This is a genomic window from Pseudomonas alliivorans, assembly GCF_017826695.1.
Lineage (GTDB): Bacteria > Pseudomonadota > Gammaproteobacteria > Pseudomonadales > Pseudomonadaceae > Aquipseudomonas > Aquipseudomonas alliivorans.
The window spans coordinates 483,737-501,980 of record NZ_JAFFZW010000003.1 but is presented as its reverse complement, the minus strand read 5'-3'; the positions used below and the strand labels follow the sequence as shown (position 1 = coordinate 501,980).

Annotated in this window: 15 protein-coding genes and 1 pseudogene; 5 read left to right on the top strand and 11 right to left on the bottom strand. The window is 58.4% G+C overall.

The genetic code is table 11. From position 1 onward, the window contains the following. The first annotated feature begins 15 nt into the window (after positions 1–15). Positions 16–1,080: an RHS repeat-associated core domain-containing protein gene (locus JTJ32_RS11455; RefSeq protein WP_210042085.1), complete on the top strand. Its 1,065-nt coding sequence runs from the start codon at positions 16–18 to the stop codon at positions 1,078–1,080. Here JTJ32_RS11455 and JTJ32_RS11450 read toward each other — a convergent pair. Next, positions 1,074–1,640 (bottom strand): DUF2780 domain-containing protein, encoded by a 567-nt coding sequence (locus JTJ32_RS11450; RefSeq protein ID WP_099228672.1) that lies wholly within the window; start codon positions 1,638–1,640, stop codon positions 1,074–1,076. The two genes, JTJ32_RS11455 and JTJ32_RS11450, sit on opposite strands and share 7 nt — an antisense overlap. A gap of 236 nt (positions 1,641–1,876) precedes the next feature. On the opposite strand from JTJ32_RS11450, the gene JTJ32_RS11445 reads away from it, so the two are divergent. Together JTJ32_RS11445 and JTJ32_RS11440 are read left to right on the top strand one after the other, a co-directional pair. Then, a complete protein-coding gene (locus tag JTJ32_RS11445; protein ID WP_210042084.1) occupies positions 1,877–2,908 on the top strand; it encodes an RHS repeat-associated core domain-containing protein in 1,032 nt (343 codons plus the stop codon). Between the two features lie 24 nt (positions 2,909–2,932). Then, positions 2,933–4,009, top strand: a complete 1,077-nt coding sequence (locus JTJ32_RS11440) for an RHS repeat-associated core domain-containing protein (protein ID WP_210042083.1) — start codon at positions 2,933–2,935, stop codon at positions 4,007–4,009. 37 nt (positions 4,010–4,046) lie between these two features. Here JTJ32_RS11440 and JTJ32_RS26750 read toward each other — a convergent pair. Further along, positions 4,047–4,148, bottom strand: a pseudogene (locus JTJ32_RS26750) (hypothetical protein); the annotation flags it as partial. A gap of 220 nt (positions 4,149–4,368) precedes the next feature. Between JTJ32_RS26750 and JTJ32_RS11435 the strand changes: the two are divergent. Continuing rightward, the gene (locus tag JTJ32_RS11435; RefSeq protein ID WP_210042082.1) at positions 4,369–5,445 is read left to right on the top strand and encodes an RHS repeat-associated core domain-containing protein; all 1,077 of its coding nucleotides are present in this window, start codon (positions 4,369–4,371) and stop codon (positions 5,443–5,445) included. Between the two features lie 106 nt (positions 5,446–5,551). Here the strand turns inward: JTJ32_RS11435 and fdhA are convergent, their stop codons facing one another. The 9 genes from fdhA to JTJ32_RS11390 form a co-directional block, all read right to left on the bottom strand. Next, complete coding sequence (gene fdhA, locus JTJ32_RS11430; RefSeq protein ID WP_210042081.1) at positions 5,552–6,751, bottom strand: formaldehyde dehydrogenase, glutathione-independent; 1,200 nt, start codon at positions 6,749–6,751, stop codon at positions 5,552–5,554. Between the two features lie 224 nt (positions 6,752–6,975). Further along, entirely contained in the window at positions 6,976–7,833 is an 858-nt protein-coding gene (purU, locus tag JTJ32_RS11425; RefSeq protein ID WP_043305535.1) for a formyltetrahydrofolate deformylase, read from the bottom strand. Between the two features lie 71 nt (positions 7,834–7,904). Further along, positions 7,905–8,537, bottom strand: coding sequence for a sarcosine oxidase subunit gamma (locus JTJ32_RS11420; RefSeq protein ID WP_099228676.1), 633 nt, complete (start codon positions 8,535–8,537; stop codon positions 7,905–7,907). A 119-nt stretch (positions 8,538–8,656) separates the two neighbouring features. Further along, positions 8,657–11,677, bottom strand: coding sequence for a sarcosine oxidase subunit alpha (locus JTJ32_RS11415; protein WP_210042080.1), 3,021 nt, complete (start codon positions 11,675–11,677; stop codon positions 8,657–8,659). Then, on the bottom strand, positions 11,674–11,970 hold the full coding sequence (locus JTJ32_RS11410) for a sarcosine oxidase subunit delta (RefSeq protein WP_210042078.1): 297 nt from the start codon (positions 11,968–11,970) through the stop codon (positions 11,674–11,676). Before JTJ32_RS11410 ends, JTJ32_RS11415 begins: the two co-directional genes overlap by 4 nt. A gap of 15 nt (positions 11,971–11,985) precedes the next feature. After that, positions 11,986–13,236 (bottom strand): sarcosine oxidase subunit beta family protein, encoded by a 1,251-nt coding sequence (locus tag JTJ32_RS11405; RefSeq protein WP_002555602.1) that lies wholly within the window; start codon positions 13,234–13,236, stop codon positions 11,986–11,988. A 17-nt stretch (positions 13,237–13,253) separates the two neighbouring features. Beyond that, positions 13,254–14,507, bottom strand: a complete 1,254-nt coding sequence (glyA, locus tag JTJ32_RS11400; RefSeq protein ID WP_099228679.1) for a serine hydroxymethyltransferase — start codon at positions 14,505–14,507, stop codon at positions 13,254–13,256. 398 nt (positions 14,508–14,905) lie between these two features. Continuing rightward, positions 14,906–16,123: an alanine transaminase gene (gene alaC / locus JTJ32_RS11395; RefSeq protein WP_004880202.1), complete on the bottom strand. Its 1,218-nt coding sequence runs from the start codon at positions 16,121–16,123 to the stop codon at positions 14,906–14,908. Between the two features lie 231 nt (positions 16,124–16,354). Continuing rightward, positions 16,355–17,101 (bottom strand): TraX family protein, encoded by a 747-nt coding sequence (locus tag JTJ32_RS11390; protein WP_210042076.1) that lies wholly within the window; start codon positions 17,099–17,101, stop codon positions 16,355–16,357. Positions 17,102–17,199: 98 nt separating this feature from the next. On the opposite strand from JTJ32_RS11390, the gene JTJ32_RS11385 reads away from it, so the two are divergent. Continuing rightward, positions 17,200–18,240, top strand: a complete 1,041-nt coding sequence (locus tag JTJ32_RS11385; protein WP_184322261.1) for a threonine aldolase family protein — start codon at positions 17,200–17,202, stop codon at positions 18,238–18,240. The last annotated feature ends 4 nt before the right edge of the window (positions 18,241–18,244 follow it).

Here is an 18,244-nt window from a genome sequence, read left to right as displayed (position 1 = left end):
CAGGAGAGCTCGACCGTGCTGCCACCCACTTATACCCCGCTGGGTACCTATCGCTATGATGCACTGGATCGCCTCGCGGCTTGCACGCCTGAGCTTCAGGCGAGTGTCAAAAAGTTTTACCTGAAAGACCGCCTGCTCACCGAACTGAAAGGGCCTCAGCGACTCACCCTTTTGCAGGCCGAAGAGAGGCTGCTGGCCGTCATGCAAACGAATGACAGCGGACCGCGCAACCACCTGTTGGCCACAGATCGATCAGGCTCGGTACTGTACGGTATCTCTCCTCAGCAGCATCAGGCGTTCAACTACCCTCCTTACGGAGCCCCCGCAAAAGAGCGCTCGGACTACCTTCCGGGTTACACAGGCCAGATACCCGACCCGATCACAGGCCATTATCTGCTGGGTAATGGAGCACGTGTCTTCAACCCGGTACTGATGCACTTCAACAGCGCCGACACTCTAAGCCCCTTCGGTGACGGAGGTCTCAACGCCTACGCCTACTGCAAGGGTGATCCCATCAACCACACGGATCCCACAGGGCACTACTCAATACTGGGAATGGCAGGCATGGCCAGCGTGCGACTCAGACGGTTCAACCGCACCGCCGCCGTCACGTCCAGCCTGATTACCGAAGACGGCATGATTCGGACCGTGGACAGGGCCCTGAGCAGGAATACCCTTTCGTCCGGGACAATGTCCGAATCCAGAAAACATATCGAAGAGACGGTCAAGAACTTCAACAAGGATTCGCCTTTCATCGAGAAACTTGCCTCAGTCAATCGTAACCTTGCCAGCCACGGGGACACCGATCTCACCTTGCCCCATGCGAAATATTACGCGGACCTGGCCGTGAAGGTGCAAGTCGGCGAGTTAAGCAATACAGCAGCACACGTCGAAGCGGCCCTGAAATGGGCCAGCATGGTAAGCGCGCGAGGGGGAAGTTCAACGCCGATAGTTGGCCTGACATTCAACCTGCTTGGAGCGCTGACCTCTGGCACCGCAGACCAGCATCTATATAAAACCGGCAAGGTGTTGCTTCAGAAGAATCAGTCAGTACGCCGAGTTGATCGCCTCAATCAGTGACCCGCGCCCCAGATTCCACTCAGACTCTGCAACGCCGAACCGCCCGCACCTTGTTGACCGAGGTATTGCAGAATCACTGGCACAAACTGGCTGACCATGCTGCTGTCCATGCCCAGTGCCTTGAAGGCATTGTTCACATCGCCCATGCTCTGCACGTTGCCCAAGGCACTGTTGAGCATCGAATTGTCGCCTGCCTTGCTCCCGCCCAACAGCTTGCCCAGGCCGTTGGCACCGCCCAGGCTGTCGAGTGCCGAAGTACCGGAGAGTTGCTCCAGACCGGGAACCGATTTAGCCAGTTGCGAGTAATCATTGCCGGCCAGTTTGTTCTTCGCCAACCCCAGCAACGCACCTGTCCCGCCAACCGCCTGTTCCGGGGTCACGTTGAGCTGAGAGCCCAGCGCGTTGAGCAGGCCTGCGGCTTCAGGCGCAGCGGTGGCTTTCTGATTCCCGCCGGTGGCGTTGGAAACCGCATTCGCTGCGTCATTCAGGTTGAAGGCAAACACCGGGCTTGCCGCCAGGCTCATCAACGTTGCCAGTGCCATCACGCGTGCAGTCTTCATTCGGTCAACCTCATCAAACCTGAACCGCCCGTGAGTGGGCGGTAAAACAGACTTTTTGACTGAATGGACCATGGCTTGTTCCCGAAGCCTCACGGGAGATAGCGGTTATTTCCGATTGCGACGCTTGAGCGTGACGTCCAGACGGGCTTTACCTGACAGTCTTGATAGCTAGGCTGCGAACCGGGCTTCGAGCAGGCTCAAACCTGAGTGATTCACGTCAGAGAAGGTTAAGCCCCATGAGCTCGATCGCACAGGTACAGCTTTGCCGTTATCACTATGACGCGGTAGATCGCTTGGCACGCAGCGAACTTCAAGGTCAAATCAGCCTGAAGCTTTTCTATGAAAAGAACCGTCTGACTACGCACATTCAGGGACACACACAGCGCACACTGCTGCACGCCGATGAACAGTTGTTGGCGCTTCGGGTTGGGCAGAACCAGACGACAACATGTGTGTTGCTAGCGACCGATCAGCAGTCATCGGTCATCGCCACACCCGGGGAGGGGGCTTCATTTACGCCGTACGGTCATCGGCATCCACAAGCCAATTCCATGAGCCTACCCGGCTTCAATGGCCAACCGGCAGATCGGGTAACCGGGCACTATCTTCTGGGCAATGGTTACAGAGCGTTCAATCCGGTATTGATGAGGTTCAACAGCCCGGACCGTTTGAGTCCGTTTGGCGAGGGCGGGTTGAATGCGTATGCGTACTGTGCAGGTGACCCGATCAATTTAGTCGATCCTGAGGGTCACCTGTCATTTCCAGCGGCGGTGTGGGTACTGAGCGCTGTCCAACGGTTCAGGAAACGACCTTACGCTGCTTGGCTAGCTCCTAAAATGAAGTACATCACCACGCCCATTTCCACGGCGTCGGAAACGCTTCCCAGCTTGCAAACATTGAGCTTCAGCGCGGTAAGAGGCGAAACGCTGGATGCACTGAAAAACACAGTGCCTTATAAAAACGTTATAAGAAAATTCAATGCCGAATTCGGACGGGAAAACCTGGAACGCTTCGTCTTGAAAGGTGGTAACGCCAAAGAGTCAGTGGCGCAATGGGTTGAAACCGCTATTGCAGGTAACGGGAAAGGATTTCTCCCTGAAATGGCTTTGCCTTATCGACAGGCCCCCTCTCACTCAACAAACAGTCGCGCGTTCAATGACATTGATCAAGGCATGCTGGAAATTCGAGGCCTGGATTATCTTACCCATTCCCGCAAACGCGCAGTCGGTCGACGGTACGGGCCAAGAGACTCTGATACCTCGGACTGATGCGCTTGTTGGAAAAACAAAACCATGACTTCCCGCAACCCTGTAACGCTGTGCCGTTATCACTATGACGCTCTGGACCAAGTGGCAATCAGCGAATTGGCCAACGATGACCGCGTGCAACGGTTCTATCAAAAGAATCGCCTGACTACGCAGATCCAGGGGCATATCCAACACACGCTGCTTCATGCAAATGATCATTTACTGGCGCTGCAGCGTGCGCATGATCGGGGGCTGAACTGCGCTTTGCTCGCGACCACGCGCCAGGACTCTGTGATTGGAACACCGCAGTTGGCGTTTTCCTACACGCCTTACGGTCATCGGCATCCGCAAGCCAATTCCATGAGCCTACCCGGCTTCAATGGCCAACAGGCAGATCGGGTAACCGGACACTATCTTCTGGGCAACGGTTACAGAGCGTTCAATCCGGTATTGATGAGGTTCAACAGCCCGGACCGTTTGAGCCCGTTTGGCGACGGAGGATTGAATGCGTATGCCTATTGCAAGGGGGACCCGGTTAATCAGGTTGATCCGACAGGGCTCATACCTTCGTTCATGAAGCCGTTTCGCAAATGGCTGGCGCGTGTGAATACACCGCCTTCGGAGGCCAAAGACGCCTTCGTGCGCCTGGAACTAAGTAATAAACGAACCATAAGGAAAGAGATTGATATCTATGACCGCGATATAGGGCCAGGGCAAAAGCAGCTGGTCGTCAACGCACATGGCGCCCTCCCCGGTATTGCCGATAACAGCACACTGTATGCCGACCATCAATACATAGGTGCAGAGCATCTGAGCGCCGAATTAAAGAAACAAGGCACCGTGTTCGAAAACTACAAAAGTGCTCACATCATCGCGTGTCATTCTGCTGACACCCGTATGCCTTTCGCAGAACAATTCTCACGTCAAACGGGCCTCCCCACGCTGGGCTATCAGGGTATTGTAAATGCTGCAGAAAAGCTAAGTGGCGATGCCATCACCATCGAAATCATGCATAAAAATCTTTACGCACGCTCTTCCTCAAAAAAAGATAAAGCGCGTGGTGCAAGATTTAGCTATTCACCCGTCTGGTTTGGCCAACGCGACTCGTCTACTGAGCTGTAATCTGGAGCGGGCAGCCTGAGCTGCCCGCTCACTCACATCACGCCGCGCTGAACAACCTGTGCGGATCGATCACAAACTTCTTCGGCACACCCGCATCGAACTCGCCATAGCCATGCAGCGCATCAGCGATTTTGATCACTACACCACGTCTGACCACTGTATCTAACGACCCTGAAGATACTCACAAAAAATCTGTTTACAACGCTGTCAGCGTTTTCATAACGGTGCTTATTCAGCAACACGATTCTGCCTCACTACATTGAGCACACTCACACCTGACGATTCTGATAGCTAGGCTGCGAACCGGGCTTCGAGCAGGCTCAAACCTGAGTGATTCATGTCAGAGAAGGTTAAGCCCCATGAGCTCGATCGCACAGGTACAGCTTTGCCGTTATCACTATGACGCGGTAGATCGCTTGGCACGCAGCGAACTTCAAGGTCAAATCAGCCTGAAGCTTTTCTATAAAAAGAACCGTCTGACTGCGCACATTCAGGGACACACACAGCGCACACTGCTGCACGCCGATGAACAGTTGTTGGCGCTTCGGGTTGGGCAGAACCAGACGACAACATGTGTGTTGCTAGCGACCGATCAGCAGTCATCGGTCATCGCCACACCCGGGGAGGGGGCTTCATTTATGCCGTACGGTCATCGGCATCCGCAAGCCAATTCAATGAGCCTACCCGGCTTCAATGGCCAACAGGCAGATCGGGTAACCGGACACTATCTTCTGGGCAACGGTTACAGAGCGTTCAATCCGGTATTGATGAGGTTCAACAGCCCGGACCGTTTGAGTCCGTTTGGCGAGGGCGGGTTGAATGCGTATGCGTATTGCGCGGGCGATCCGGTCAATCGAGAGGATTCCACAGGGCACACGCCTGTCTTCATCAAAAGGGCTTTTCGGTTCATGGGGCTCATTAAGAAATCCCCTCGTGCAAGCAATCCAAAGATGAAGAATTTCACCCTTCTGAATAAAGGTGCTTATGCCTTTGATGATGTGATCGAAGGACAGAGGAGGTTGAATATTTCAGCGCATGGGGGACGGTCTGAAGGGTCTGACACTTGGAAAATGGTTGTGGATGACAAGGTCTTCTCAGCAGAACAAGTCCACAGTGCGCTCAAAACAAAGGGCTATGACTTTGAGTCGTATGACCGTATACGTTTGATCTTCTGCCACTCGGCAGATGCAGGCCCGAATTCATTTGCTGCCCAGTTTGCAACGCTCACCCAGAAGCCCGTTACCGGCTTCACGGGTAAAGTTGCAGATAACCGGAGTGTGGAAGGCGTTGCGAAGAAGGTCGCTGATCTTCGAAAAGAATACCCGAAGCAGACAGATCACTATCTGGCCAAGTACTACTCAAAGAGGAAGCAGACCATTCTCCGCCCAACAGATCAAGACGAAATTGTCGATTTCCTTCCGGTGATGAGTCGTTGATCAATGACCCATCAGTGGGAGATGTCACGGCGACCGGACTTGAGAAACACCCACCTTTCTCAAGCCCGGACACAACACATGCATCGCACTCATGCCGCCGTCGAGATCACGCCGCGCTGAACAACCTGTGCGGATCGATCACAAACTTCTTCGGCACACCCGCATCGAACTCGCCATAACCACGCGGCGCATCATCAAGGCTGATGACCTCGACCCCCACCACGTCAGCGATCTTGATGCGGTCCCACATGATGGCTTGCATGAGTTGACGGTTGTACTTCATGACCGGCGTCTGGCCGGTGTGGAAGCTGTGGGATTTCGCCCAGCCCAGGCCAAAGCGAATGCTCAGGCTGCCCATTTTCGCGGCGGCATCCACGGCACCCGGATCTTCGGTGACGTACAAGCCCGGAATGCCGATCTTGCCTGCGACGCGCACCACGCCCATCAACGAGTTGAGCACCGTGGCCGGCGCTTCTGACTGCGCACCGGCATGGCCGTGACCACGCGCCTCGAAACCCACCGCATCAATGGCGCAATCCACTTCAGGCTCGCCCAGCAGCGCAGTGATCTGTTCATGCAAGGGCGTGTCCTGCGACAGGTCGGCAATCTCGAAACCCTGAGCCTTGGCGTGAATCAGACGGGTCGGGTTGACGTCCCCTACGATCACCACCGCAGCGCCCAGCAGACGCGCCGAAGCCGCCGCTGCCAGACCCACCGGCCCGGCACCGGCCACGTACACCGTGCTACCCGGCCCGACACCTGCGGTCACTGCCCCGTGGTAGCCGGTGGGCAGAATGTCGGAGAGGCAGGTCAGGTCGCGGATCTTTTCCATCGCAGCATCGCGATCCGGCAGCTTGAGCAGGTTGAAGTCGGCGTAAGGCACCAGCACGTATTCCGCCTGGCCGCCGACCCAGTCGCCCATGTCGACATAACCGTAGGCACCACCCGCACGAGCGGGGTTTACGGTCAGGCAGACGCCCGTATGCTGTTCCTTGCAGCTACGGCAGCGGCCGCACGCCACGTTGAAGGGCACGGACACAAGATCGCCCACTTTCAGATGTTCCACATCACGACCGGCTTCAAGCACTTCACCGGTGATTTCATGACCGAGTACGAGCCCGGTCTGGGCAGTGGTGCGGCCGCGAACCATGTGCTGGTCCGAGCCGCAGATGTTGGTGGACACCACGCGCAGAATCACGCCGTGTTCGATACGCTTGCCGCGTGGGTCTTCCATTTTGGGGAAAGGAATGCTTTGCACTTCGACCTTGCCAGCGCCGAGATACACTACACCGCGATTACCAGACATGCTTTCACCTCGCTTTTATTGTGTTGTAGCGGAGAAATGCGCTGCTTTGATTGAGTGTTGCGGCAACGCACCGATTGCTCTGGGTTGCTTGTGTCGTACTTGCCGATAAACCATGACTGTGGAAGGCGGCTTGCCCGCGATGCGTGCTTAAGGGCGACTTGTACATAACCGGTCTGACGCCCTCGCCGGCAAGCCGCGCCCACAGTCGTTTGTGGTGTGAAGCCCTACAGGACCACTGTCCTGTTGGCGTTCAGAAATACTCGGCGTTCAATGTGATACCCCACCGCGCGAGCCAGTGTCAGCCCTTCGATGTCCCGACCCTTGGCAATCAGGTCTTCGGGATAGTGACTGTGATCGACCACTTCCACGCCTTGCGCGATGATCGGGCCTTCGTCCAGGTCGTTGTTGATGTAGTGCGCCGTTGCACCCACCAGCTTCACGCCCTTGTTGTAGGCCTGATGATAAGGCTTCGCCCCTTTGAAACCGGGCAGCAACGAGTGGTGAATGTTGATCGCCTTGCCATCGAGCTTGCGGCACAGATCCGGTGACAGCACTTGCATGTAGCGGGCAAGGATCACCAGTTCGGCACCGGACTCTTCGATGACCTTCCAGACCTTGGCCTCCTGCGCGGGTTTGTCGTTGGGGTCGAGGGGGAAATGGTAGTACGCAATACCGTGCCATGCTGCCAACGGCTCAAGATCGGGGTGATTTGACACCACCGCGACCACGTCCATGGACAATTGATTGATGCGCTGGCGGTATAGCAGGTCATTCAGGCAATGATCCGCCTTGGACACCATGATCACGACTTTCGGCCGGTAGTTGGGCGCAGTCAGCTCGAAGATCATGCCGAACGCGCTGCCCCGCTCGGCCAGACCTGCGCGAAAACCCTCTTCGTCGAAGCCGTCGGGCTGGCGAAATTCGACACGAATGAAAAAGCGTCCCGACAGGCGATCATCGAACGAGTGGTGCTCTGTCACGTAGCAACCCTGCTCGAACAGAAAGCGGGTCACGGCATCGACCGTACCTAGGACGCTGGGGCAGTCGGCAGTCAAAATCCATGTATCGGGGGCACGACTCATTAAGCGAATACTCCTGAATCCTTATCGCCTGTCAGGTCTTCGCGAAGACGCTGGATCAGACACCATTCACTTCAAGCCTGAACACTCAAACCATACTCGGCTGACGCATCCTGCAGCCACAGCCACCAGTAATCGGCGAAGCTGCGACGGATCAGCAGTTCCCAGGTTTCTTCGCCTGTTCGACGGATCACCAGTTGCGACTTGGCGAACACCGTGCCGACGGCCTTGCCCACTGGAAAGTTGTCCGGGTGCACGTCGTAGCTGGTGGATTTCATCAGGACCTGACGAACCCTGGGACCGGTCAGCTCGAGAATCGACTGGCCGCCGCTGACGTTGACGATTGCGATGTGCAAGCCCGCCAATGCTTCACGCAGTTGTTGCTCCGCAGCGAGTTCTTCGCCGCTTGGCACGATCAGCAGCCACTCGTCCGGGCCCATCCACTGCAGCGAACGTTCGCCACTGATAACCAGCATCAGTGCTGCGGGCAATTCCATGCCAAGCGCCTTGTGCACGCCAGCAGCAAACGCCGGATCGTGGGCATCACCACGAAGAGTCAGGTGGCCCAGCAGCTTCTTCTCGCGCAAGAACACGCCCGGACTGGCGCGGCCTTTGCCGACAAGGCTTTCCAGACTCGCGTGAAACAACGGCGACTCGGCTTTCACGTCGGTGGTCGGGCGTTGTGGGTAAACATTGACTGTGGTCATGGATCACCTGTTTTGAATTCTGTTGTAAGGCACGGCGTACATATCGTTCCTGCGTCGGATGCGTAGCGTCCAGAGAGGCATTCCCCACGCCGGAGCGCGGGGACCATCCGATCACGCATTCACTCCACGTTCTGCTGCTCGCCCTTCGGATCGAAGAACACCGATGAAACGATCTCGGCCTCGATCACGCTGCCATCGGCCAACGGTGCAAACACGCGCTCGCCCATGCGGTTCAAGCCACCCTTGACCACACCCATTGCAAATGAATAACCCAGCGAATTGTGCGCATAGCTGGAGGTCACGTGACCAACCATGCTCATCGGAATCGCCTGCTTTGTGTCGAATACCAGTTGCGCACCTTCCGGGAGCCATTGGTTCGGATCAATCGGCTTGAGGCCGACCAGTTGCTTGCGCTGTTCACGCACGCAATCTTCGCGGTTCATACCGCGCCAGCCGATCCACGAAAACGGTTTGGTACGACCAACGCACCAGCCCATGTTCAGGTCATCCGGGGTCATCGAGCCGTCTGTGTCCTGACCGACGATGATGAAACCTTTCTCGGCTCGCAGAACGTGCATGGTTTCGGTGCCGTAGGGCGTCAGGTTGTACTGCTTGCCCGCTTCGACGATCTTCTCCAGCACGCCCATCGCATAGTCGGCCTGAATGTTGACCTCGTAGGAAAGTTCGCCAGTGAAGGAGATACGGAACACCCGGGCCGGTACGCCAGCCACCAGACCTTCTTTCCAGGTCATGAACGGGAAGGCTTCACGGCCAAGATCGATGTCGGTGACTTCGCTGAGCAGCTTGCGGCTGTTGGGGCCGGACAGCGTCAGGGTCGCCCAGTGGTCGGTCACAGAAGTGAAGTACACCTTCAGGTCCGGCCACTCGGTCTGCTGATAGATTTCCAGCCATTGCAGAACGCGTGCAGCGCCGCCGGTAGTGGTGGTCATCAGGAAATGGTTGTCGGCGATGCAGGCAGTCACACCGTCATCGAAGACCATGCCGTCTTCCTTGCACATCAGCCCATAACGCGCCTTGCCCACGTCCAGTTTGGTCCAGGCGTTGGTGTAGATGCGGTTCAGGAATTCACGGGCGTCTGGCCCTTGAATGTCGATCTTGCCAAGGGTGGAGGCGTCCAGCAGCCCCACGCTGGCCCGCACGGCCTTGCATTCGCGGGCGACAGCGGCGTGCATGTCTTCGCCGTTTTTCGGGAAGTACCACGGACGTTTCCACTGACCGACGTCTTCGAATTCCGCACCGTTTCGCACATGCCACGCGTGCAGCGCGGTAAAACGCACCGGCTCGAAAACATGGCCGCAATGCCGACCGGCAATGGCACCGAAGGTCACCGGCGTGTAGTTGGGGCGGAACATGGTAGTGCCCATTTCCGGGATCGACACGTTCAGCGAGCGCGCCGCAATGGCCAGACCGTTGACGTTGCCCAGCTTGCCCTGATCGGTGCCGAAGCCCAGCGCGGTGTAGCGCTTGACGTGCTCGACCGACTCGAAGCCCTCACGGGTCGCCAGCTCGATAGCCGCAGCGGTGACATCGTTCTGCAGATCCACGAATTGCTTCGGTGCACGAGCAGTGCCTTTTTCGTGCGGCACCTGGAACAGCGCCAGGGTCGGCTCTTCAGCGCGGCTGAGGGCTTTAGGCATGACGCCTTCGACCAGCTTGAAGCCCGCTTCGCTGGCAGCGCGCACGCCACCTTCGAAACCATCGGCCAGGCTGTCCGCCAGGCTGTAAACACCATTCACGCCGCCGACACAAACGCGTTTCTGCGGTGCTTCGCCCGGCACGAAACCGAGAATATCTTCGCGCCAGACCGGCTTGCCGCCCAAGTGCGACGCCAGGTGAACAATCGGGCTGTAACCGCCGGAGCTGGCAACCAGATCGCACTCCAGCCACTCGCCGGGGCTGGTCACGCTGTGTGACTTGACGTCGATCGCGGCGACACGTGCAGCCGTCACGCGCTTGGTGCCACGGGCTTCGATAACAGCGCTGCCGGTCAGAATACGGATGCCTTTGGCACGCGCCTCTTCCACCAGCGGACCGCGCGGGTTGTGGCGCGCATCGGCGATCGCCACCACTGGCAGACTGGCATCCAGCCAATCCAGTGCAACGCGATAGGCATGATCGTTGTTGGTGGACAGCACAAGCTTCTTGCCCGGCGCCACACCGTAGCGACGCACATAGGTAGAGACGGCACCGGCCAGCATGTTGCCCGGCACATCGTTGTTGCCGTAGACCAATGGACGCTCGTGAGTACCGGTCGCCAGCACCACCCGTTTGGCGCGCACACGGTGCATACGCTGACGCACCATGCCGATGGGCGCACGGTCGCCGAGGTGATCGGTCAGGCGCTCATGAATCGTCAGGAAGTTGTGATCGTGATAGCCGTTGACCGTGGCGCGAGGCAGCAGGGTCACGTTGCGCAGACTTTTCAGCTCGTCAATGACAGTAGCCACCCATTCGATGGCCGGCTTGCCATCCAGGCTTTCGCGGCTGTCGAGCAGACTGCCGCCGAACTCTTCCTGCTCGTCGGCCAGAATCACGCGGGCACCACTGCGCGCCGCGGCCAGAGCTGCCGCGAGCCCCGCAGGACCAGCGCCGACAATCAGCACGTCACAGTGCTGGTTCATTGCATCGTAGCTGTCCGGGTCGTTCTCGGTCGGCGAGCGCCCCAGACCTGCCGCCTTGCGGATGTACTTTTCGTACGTCATCCAGAAGGACTGCGGGTACATGAACGTCTTGTAATAGAAGCCCGGCGGCATCAACTTGCCGCCGACCTTGCCGAGGATGCCCATCACGTCGTTGTTCACGCTCGGCCAGCCGTTGGTGCTGGTCGCGACCAGTCCCGAATACAGGGCTTGCTGAGTGGCACGTACGTTGGGGATCTGCGTGGCTTCGGTCGCACCGATCTGCAACACGGCGTTCGGCTCTTCGGAACCTGCCGCAAAAATGCCGCGTGGACGCGAGTACTTGAAGCTTCGGCCGATGATGTCGACGCCATTGGCCAGCAATGCGGACGCCAGGGAGTCGCCCTCAAATCCTTGATAGGTCTGACCGTTGAAGGTGAAATTCAGCACCTTGCTACGGTTGATACGGCCGCCGTTGGGCAGTCGATTGCTCTGGCTCATACCTTGTCTCCCTTGTCCGTGAACTGCGGCTTCGCGCCAATCGGATAGGTTTCGAGAATTTCATAGGTCACGGTGTTGCGCGTGGTATTGAAGTACTGACGGCAACCGGCGGCGTGAATCCACAGCTCGTGGTGCAGGCCGCGCGGGTTGTCGCGGAAGAACATGTAATCGCCCCACTGCTCGTCGGTGCAGGCACCCGGATCGAGCGGGCGCGGAATGTGCGCCTGGCCCGATGCGTGGAATTCCTCTTCGGAGCGCAGTTCGCCACAGTGAGGACAGAAGATATGCAACATGGGTGTTTCTCCTGTTTAGTGGGCGACTGCCGCTGCGCCGTGTTCGTCAATGAGTGCGCCGTTGTGGAAACGGTCGATGGAAAACGGCTTGGCCAACGGATGCATTTCACCTTTGGCCAGGCTTGCGGCAAACACGTTGCCCGAGCCGGGTGTGGCCTTGAAGCCGCCCGTGCCCCAACCGCAGTTGAAGAACATGTTCGGGACTGGTGTCTTGGAGATGATCGGGCAGGCGTCCGGCGTGGTGTCGACGATGCCGCCCCACTGACGGTTCATGCGTACGCGGGACAGCACTGGAAACATCTCGACGATGGCCTGGATGGTGTGTTCGATGACCGGGTACGAACCGCGCTGGCCGTAGCCGACCCAGCTGTCGATGCCGGCACCGATCACCAGATCGCCCTTGTCGGACTGGCTGATGTAGCCATGAACGGCGTTGGACATGATCACGCTGTCGATGATGGGTTTGATCGGCTCGGACACGAGCGCTTGCAGCGGATGGGACTCGATCGGCAGACGAAAGCCCGCCAGTTTGGCCATGTGGCCGGAGTTGCCTGCGGTCACAACGCCGACGCGCTTGGCACCGATGAAACCTTTATTGGTTTCGACACCGATGCACACACCGTTTTCCTTGCGGAAACCGATGACTTCGGTCTGCTGGATCAGGTCCACGCCCAGTGCATCGGCAGCACGGGCGAAGCCCCAGGCCACGGCATCGTGACGGGCAACGCCACCGCGGCGCTGAACGGTCGCGCCGATGATCGGGTAACGGGTGTTCTTCGAGCAGTCCAGATAAGGAATTTCTTCCGCCACCTGCTTGCCGTTGAGCAACTCGCCATCCACGCCATTGAGACGGTTGGCGCTGACACGACGCTCAGAATCACGCATGTCCTGCAAGGTATGGCAAAGGTTATAGACGCCTCGCTGGGAGAACATGACGTTGTAGTTCAGATCCTGTGACAGCCCTTCCCACAATTTCATCGCGTGCTCATACAAGTGAGCCGATTCGTCCCAAAGGTAGTTGGAGCGCACGATGGTGGTGTTACGAGCGGTGTTACCACCGCCCAGCCAGCCCTTTTCGACCACGGCCACATTAGTGATGCCGTGCTCTTTGGCCAGATAGTAGGCAGTCGCCAGACCATGCCCGCCGCCGCCGACAATGACCACGTCGTAGACCTTTTTAGGGGTTGGCGTGCGCCACATGCGCTGCCAGTTCTCGTGGTGGCTGAGGGAGTGCTTGAGAAGGCCGAAGCCTGAGTAATGCTGCATGTAGGGCTACTCCTGACTCAGCGATAAACCGGGAAATCGGAACACAGTGCGGCAACCTGACTCGCAACGTTGGCCTCGACATCGGCGTCGCCGAGATTGTCGAGAATGTCGCAGATCCAGCCCGCCAGCTCGACGCACTGAGTCACCTTGAAGCCGCGACTGGTCACAGCCGGGGTGCCGATGCGCAGACCGGACGTCACGAACGGCGATTGCGGATCGTTGGGTACCGAGTTCTTGTTGACGGTGATGTGCGCACGACCCAGTGCCGCGTCGGCGTCCTTGCCGGTCAGGCCCTGACGGATCAGGCTGACCAGAAACAGGTGATTGTCGGTGCCGCCGGAAACGACATCGAAGCCGCGATCAATGAACACCTGTGCCATGGCCTGGGCGTTATCGATCACTTGTTGTTGATAGGCTTTGAAATCTGGCTCCATGGCTTCTTTGAAGCACACAGCCTTGGCGGCGATGACGTGCATCAGCGGGCCGCCCTGACCGCCGGGGAACACGGCGGAGTTGAGTTTCTTTTCCAGCTCCTCGTTGGCCCTGGCCAGAATCAGCCCGCCACGTGGACCGCGCAGGGTCTTGTGGGTCGTGGTGGTGACCACGTCGGCGTAAGGCAGAGGGTTCGGGTACAGACCTGCGGCGACCAGACCGGCTACATGGGCCATGTCGACGAACAGGTAGGCACCGACCTTGTCGGCGATTTCGCGGAAACGCGGAAAATCCAGCGTCTTGGAGTAGGCCGAGAAACCGGCAATGATCATCTTCGGTTTGCTTTCCAGCGCGATGCGCTCGACTTCGTCGTAGTCGATCAGGCCGGTGTTGGTGTCGATGCCGTACTGCACGGCGTTGTACAACTTGCCAGAAAAGCTGACCTTCGCACCGTGGGTCAGGTGGCCGCCATGGGCCAGGCTCATGCCCAGCACCGTGTCGCCTGCCTGCAGCAGTGCCAGATAGACAGCCGCGTTGGCCTGACTGCCGGAGTGCGGCTGGACGTTGGCGTAACCGGCACCGAACAGCTGTTTGGCGCGCTCGATGGCCAGTTGTTCGACCTTGTCGACATGCTCGCAACCGCCGTAATAGCGCTTGCCGGGATAGCCTTCGGCGTACTTGTTGGTCAAGCCGCTGCCCTGAGCCTGCATGACGCGCTTGCTGGTGTAGTTCTCCGAGGCGATCAGCTCGATATGGTCTTCCTGACGCTGCTCCTCGGCATTCATCGCTGCCAACAGTGCGTCGTCATAACCCTGGATCTGGTCTTGCTTGCTGAACATCGCGGTTCTCCCAGCGGCGGCGCTGCGCCTGTCTTATCGGTCGGGCATGAGGATTGCCCCTTGCAAGCGATGGTATGGCCGACGCTGCCCGCCCAGATGCCTACGGACGCCACACAAAGGTGCGTTTACGACATGGCTGTGCGAGAGGCCGAATATCCACACCCGGACGGACTTGCGATGCCGCGTCCAGGCACGCTCGTGAGGTGGACGCGGGCATGGACACGATCAGGACGGCTGGCCCCTGCGCCACTGTGGAAGTGGGCTTGCCTGCGAAAACGGGCTGACCGGTTCCGACACCCTCTCCAGCCTGACCACACCCGACAACCCGGACCACATTCCGGCAGGCAAAAAAAATCCCCCGAGTTCACTCGAGGGATTCCTGTTCAGCCGTGTCGCAATCAGACAGCCTTGCCTGACACAAATCCGTCCGCCCGGAACATCGTACGAATCCCGCGCACGGCCTGACGAATCCGGTCCTGATTCTCGATCAGCGCGAAGCGCACGTGATCGTCGCCGTATTCACCAAACCCCACGCCGGGCGATACACACACCTTGGCTTCGAGCAGCAACTTCTTGGCAAACTCCAGCGAGCCCAGGTGCGCATACGCTTCGGGAATCTTCGCCCACACGTACATGGACGCCTTGGGGTTCTCGACCATCCAGCCCAGTTCATGCAGGCCTTTGACCAGCACATTGCGACGCTGGCGATACTGCTCGGCGATGTCGAGCACGCATTGCTGATCGCCTTCCAGCGCCGCGATGGCCGCGACCTGCAGCGGCGTGAAGGTGCCGTAGTCGTGGTAGCTCTTGATCCGCGCCAGGGCATTCACCAGCTCGGGATTGCCGACCATGAAACCGATTCGCCAACCCGCCATGTTGTAGCTCTTGGACAGGGTGAAGAACTCAACCGCAATGTCCTTGGCACCGGGCACCTGCATGATCGACGGCGCTTTCCAGCCGTCATAGACGATGTCGGCGTAGGCCAGGTCATGAACCACCAGCACGTCATACTGTTTGGCCAATGCCACGACGCGCTCGAAGAAGTCCAGTTCTACACACTGTGCGGTAGGGTTGGACGGAAAGCCGAGGATCATCATCTTCGGCTTGGGAATCGAGCCGCGAATGGCCTTTTCCAGCTCGGCGAAGAAATCTACACCCGGCACCAACGGCACCGAGCGCACCTGGGCGCCGGCAATCACCGCACCATAGATGTGGATCGGGTAGCTGGGGTTGGGCACTAGCACAGTGTCGCCCTGATCCAGCGTGGCGAGCATCAAGTGCGCCAGGCCCTCTTTGGAGCCGATGGTGACGATGGCTTCGCTCTCGGGATCGATATCGACCTCATAGCGCTTTTTGTACCAGTTGGAAATCGCCCGACGCAGACGCGGAATGCCACGCGAAGTCGAGTAGCCGTGCGTGTCTTCACGTTGGGCGACGGTGACCAGTTTTTCGACGATGTGCGGCGGCGTAGCCCCGTCGGGGTTACCCATGCTCAGGTCGATGATGTCCTCACCTCGACGGCGGGCAGCCATCTTCAGCTCGGCGGTGATATTGAACACGTAAGGGGGGAGTCGATCGATGCGCGCAAAGCGGCGCGGCGAACCTTGGTCAGCCATGAGAATCTCGCAGACGTAAGCGCCCGGAACCGTCCGAGCGACGTTGGCCACATGAGGCGGCCTGCTGCGGAAGATAAATGCAGTGCTGGCGTTTTGTCTAGCGACAATCACCGTGCCTTATCTCCTCAGCTGCTTGCGTTGAGCCGGAGCTTCTCTGAACGAATGCGAACAGGTGGGCGGCGTTTGCTGCGAGAAAGCACTGTGTCAGGGACAAACAGCAATTCCGAATGTTCAGACCACCCTCAGCAGTTCCCGCAACCCCAGCAGTACCAGAAAATGCAACGGGTAGATCGCATACGCCCAGCGCCGCATCGGCACGACCCTGAATCGCGGTTTGGCACGAAGCAACGCCAGACCCAGCACCGGCGCGAGCAGACAGGCAATCAGCGATCCGATGGAAATCGGATCGCCCCACGCTGCACCTGCAAACATCTCGGGCCACGCATTGCCCGCTATGCAGAACACTGCCGGAAAAATCGCATAGCCGAGCGATCTGTTCAGCACCAGAAGAAACACCAGCGGCAATAACACACCTGCAAACCCGAACATCAGGTATTTCTGAAACATCACCCCCAGCAGCAATGCGACAAGCGCCATTACCCGTGTTACGGGTGTTTGATGCTGCCAACCCTGCGCAATCAGCAAACCGAGCAGCAAGGTCGGCATCACATTGAGCACGGTCGCATCAGCCATGAACAGCCGATAGGGAATCTCCGACAGCGCGGCGAATGCCAGCAGCCACAAGAGGTATCGCCATTGCACACGCGGCGCAATCACCGCTGCGCTGCGCCGTGAAAGATTCACCGCGATGGCCAGACAGAAAAAGGGAAAGGCAAAACGGCCCGGCACGTACAGCTCGTTGATCGACCAGCCCACGTAGCGCAGATGATCAAGCACCATGCTCAGCATCGCCAGCCACTTGAGCAGGTCCAGCGCCTTGTTGCGTCCCGGCAGAAAAGGCGGGTTGGAAAGATCCATATCGCTCCTGATGTTATCAGCGTGTCACGTCGTCGAGACATGACCGCAACCCTCATTATTCGGTACAGTGCGCACCATAAGCCCATAAGGAATCGGCCATGACAGACCAAAGCCAACAGTTCGCCAGTGACAACTATTCCGGTATCTGCCCCGAAGCCTGGGCAGCCATGGAACAGGCGAACAAGGGTCATCAACGGGCCTACGGCGACGATCAATGGACTGCGCGGGCGTCGGATGATTTCCGCCGTTTGTTCGAAACCGACTGCGAGGTGTTCTTCGCTTTCAACGGAACAGCCGCCAACTCGCTGGCGCTCTCATCGTTGTGCCAGAGTTACCACAGTGTCATCTGTTCGGAAACGGCTCACGTCGAAACCGACGAATGCGGTGCGCCGGAATTTTTCTCCAACGGGTCCAAGCTGCTGACCGCCCGCAGCGCAGGCGGCAAACTGACCCCTGAATCGATCCGTGAAGTGGCCCTCAAGCGTCAGGACATTCACTACCCCAAGCCTCGGGTTGTGACCATCACCCAGGCAACTGAAGTCGGCGGCGTCTATCAACCCGAAGAACTCAAGGCAATCAGCGCAACCTGCAAGGAACTGGGCCTGCACCTGCATATGGACGGCGCGCGCTTCTCCAACGCCTGCGCATTTCTGGACTGCTCTCCGGCCGAACTGACCTGGAAGTCGGGCGTTGACGTGCTGTGTTTCGGCGGCACCAAAAACGGCATGGCGGTGGGTGAAGCAATCCTGTTCTTCAACCATGACCTGGCTGAGGACTTCGATTACCGCTGCAAGCAGGCCGGGCAACTGGCGTCGAAGATGCGTTTTCTGTCAGCGCCCTGGGTCGGTCTGTTGGAGAACGACGCGTGGCTCAACCACGCCCGTCACGCCAACCGTTGCGCACAGCTGCTGGCGGATCTGGTCAAGGATATTCCAGGCGTGGAACTGATGTTCCCGGTAGAGGCAAACGGCGTATTCCTGCAACTGTCCGAACCTGCGATTGCGGCACTGACGGCCAGGGGCTGGCGTTTCTACACCTTCATCGGCAACGGCGGCGCACGCTTCATGTGCTCGTGGGACACCGAAGAAGAGCGCGTCCGCGAGCTGGCAGCCGACATCCGGCAGGTGATGCAGGGCTGACCTG

Excerpts from the sequence above, each read along its gene's own strand:
- JTJ32_RS11450 (WP_099228672.1), bottom strand. The coding sequence starts at position 1,640 with ATGAAGACTGCACGCGTGATGGCACTGGCAACGTTGATGAGCCTGGCG.
- JTJ32_RS11445 (WP_210042084.1), top strand. The coding sequence starts at position 1,877 with ATGAGCTCGATCGCACAGGTACAGCTTTGCCGTTATCACTATGACGCG.
- JTJ32_RS11440 (WP_210042083.1), top strand. The coding sequence starts at position 2,933 with ATGACTTCCCGCAACCCTGTAACGCTGTGCCGTTATCACTATGACGCT.
- JTJ32_RS11435 (WP_210042082.1), top strand. The coding sequence starts at position 4,369 with ATGAGCTCGATCGCACAGGTACAGCTTTGCCGTTATCACTATGACGCG.
- fdhA (WP_210042081.1), bottom strand. The coding sequence starts at position 6,751 with ATGTCTGGTAATCGCGGTGTAGTGTATCTCGGCGCTGGCAAGGTCGAA.
- purU (WP_043305535.1), bottom strand. The coding sequence starts at position 7,833 with ATGAGTCGTGCCCCCGATACATGGATTTTGACTGCCGACTGCCCCAGC.
- JTJ32_RS11420 (WP_099228676.1), bottom strand. The coding sequence starts at position 8,537 with ATGACCACAGTCAATGTTTACCCACAACGCCCGACCACCGACGTGAAA.
- JTJ32_RS11415 (WP_210042080.1), bottom strand. The coding sequence starts at position 11,677 with ATGAGCCAGAGCAATCGACTGCCCAACGGCGGCCGTATCAACCGTAGC.
- JTJ32_RS11410 (WP_210042078.1), bottom strand. The coding sequence starts at position 11,970 with ATGTTGCATATCTTCTGTCCTCACTGTGGCGAACTGCGCTCCGAAGAG.
- JTJ32_RS11405 (WP_002555602.1), bottom strand. The coding sequence starts at position 13,236 with ATGCAGCATTACTCAGGCTTCGGCCTTCTCAAGCACTCCCTCAGCCAC.
- glyA (WP_099228679.1), bottom strand. The coding sequence starts at position 14,507 with ATGTTCAGCAAGCAAGACCAGATCCAGGGTTATGACGACGCACTGTTG.
- alaC (WP_004880202.1), bottom strand. The coding sequence starts at position 16,123 with ATGGCTGACCAAGGTTCGCCGCGCCGCTTTGCGCGCATCGATCGACTC.
- JTJ32_RS11390 (WP_210042076.1), bottom strand. The coding sequence starts at position 17,101 with ATGGATCTTTCCAACCCGCCTTTTCTGCCGGGACGCAACAAGGCGCTG.
- JTJ32_RS11385 (WP_184322261.1), top strand. The coding sequence starts at position 17,200 with ATGACAGACCAAAGCCAACAGTTCGCCAGTGACAACTATTCCGGTATC.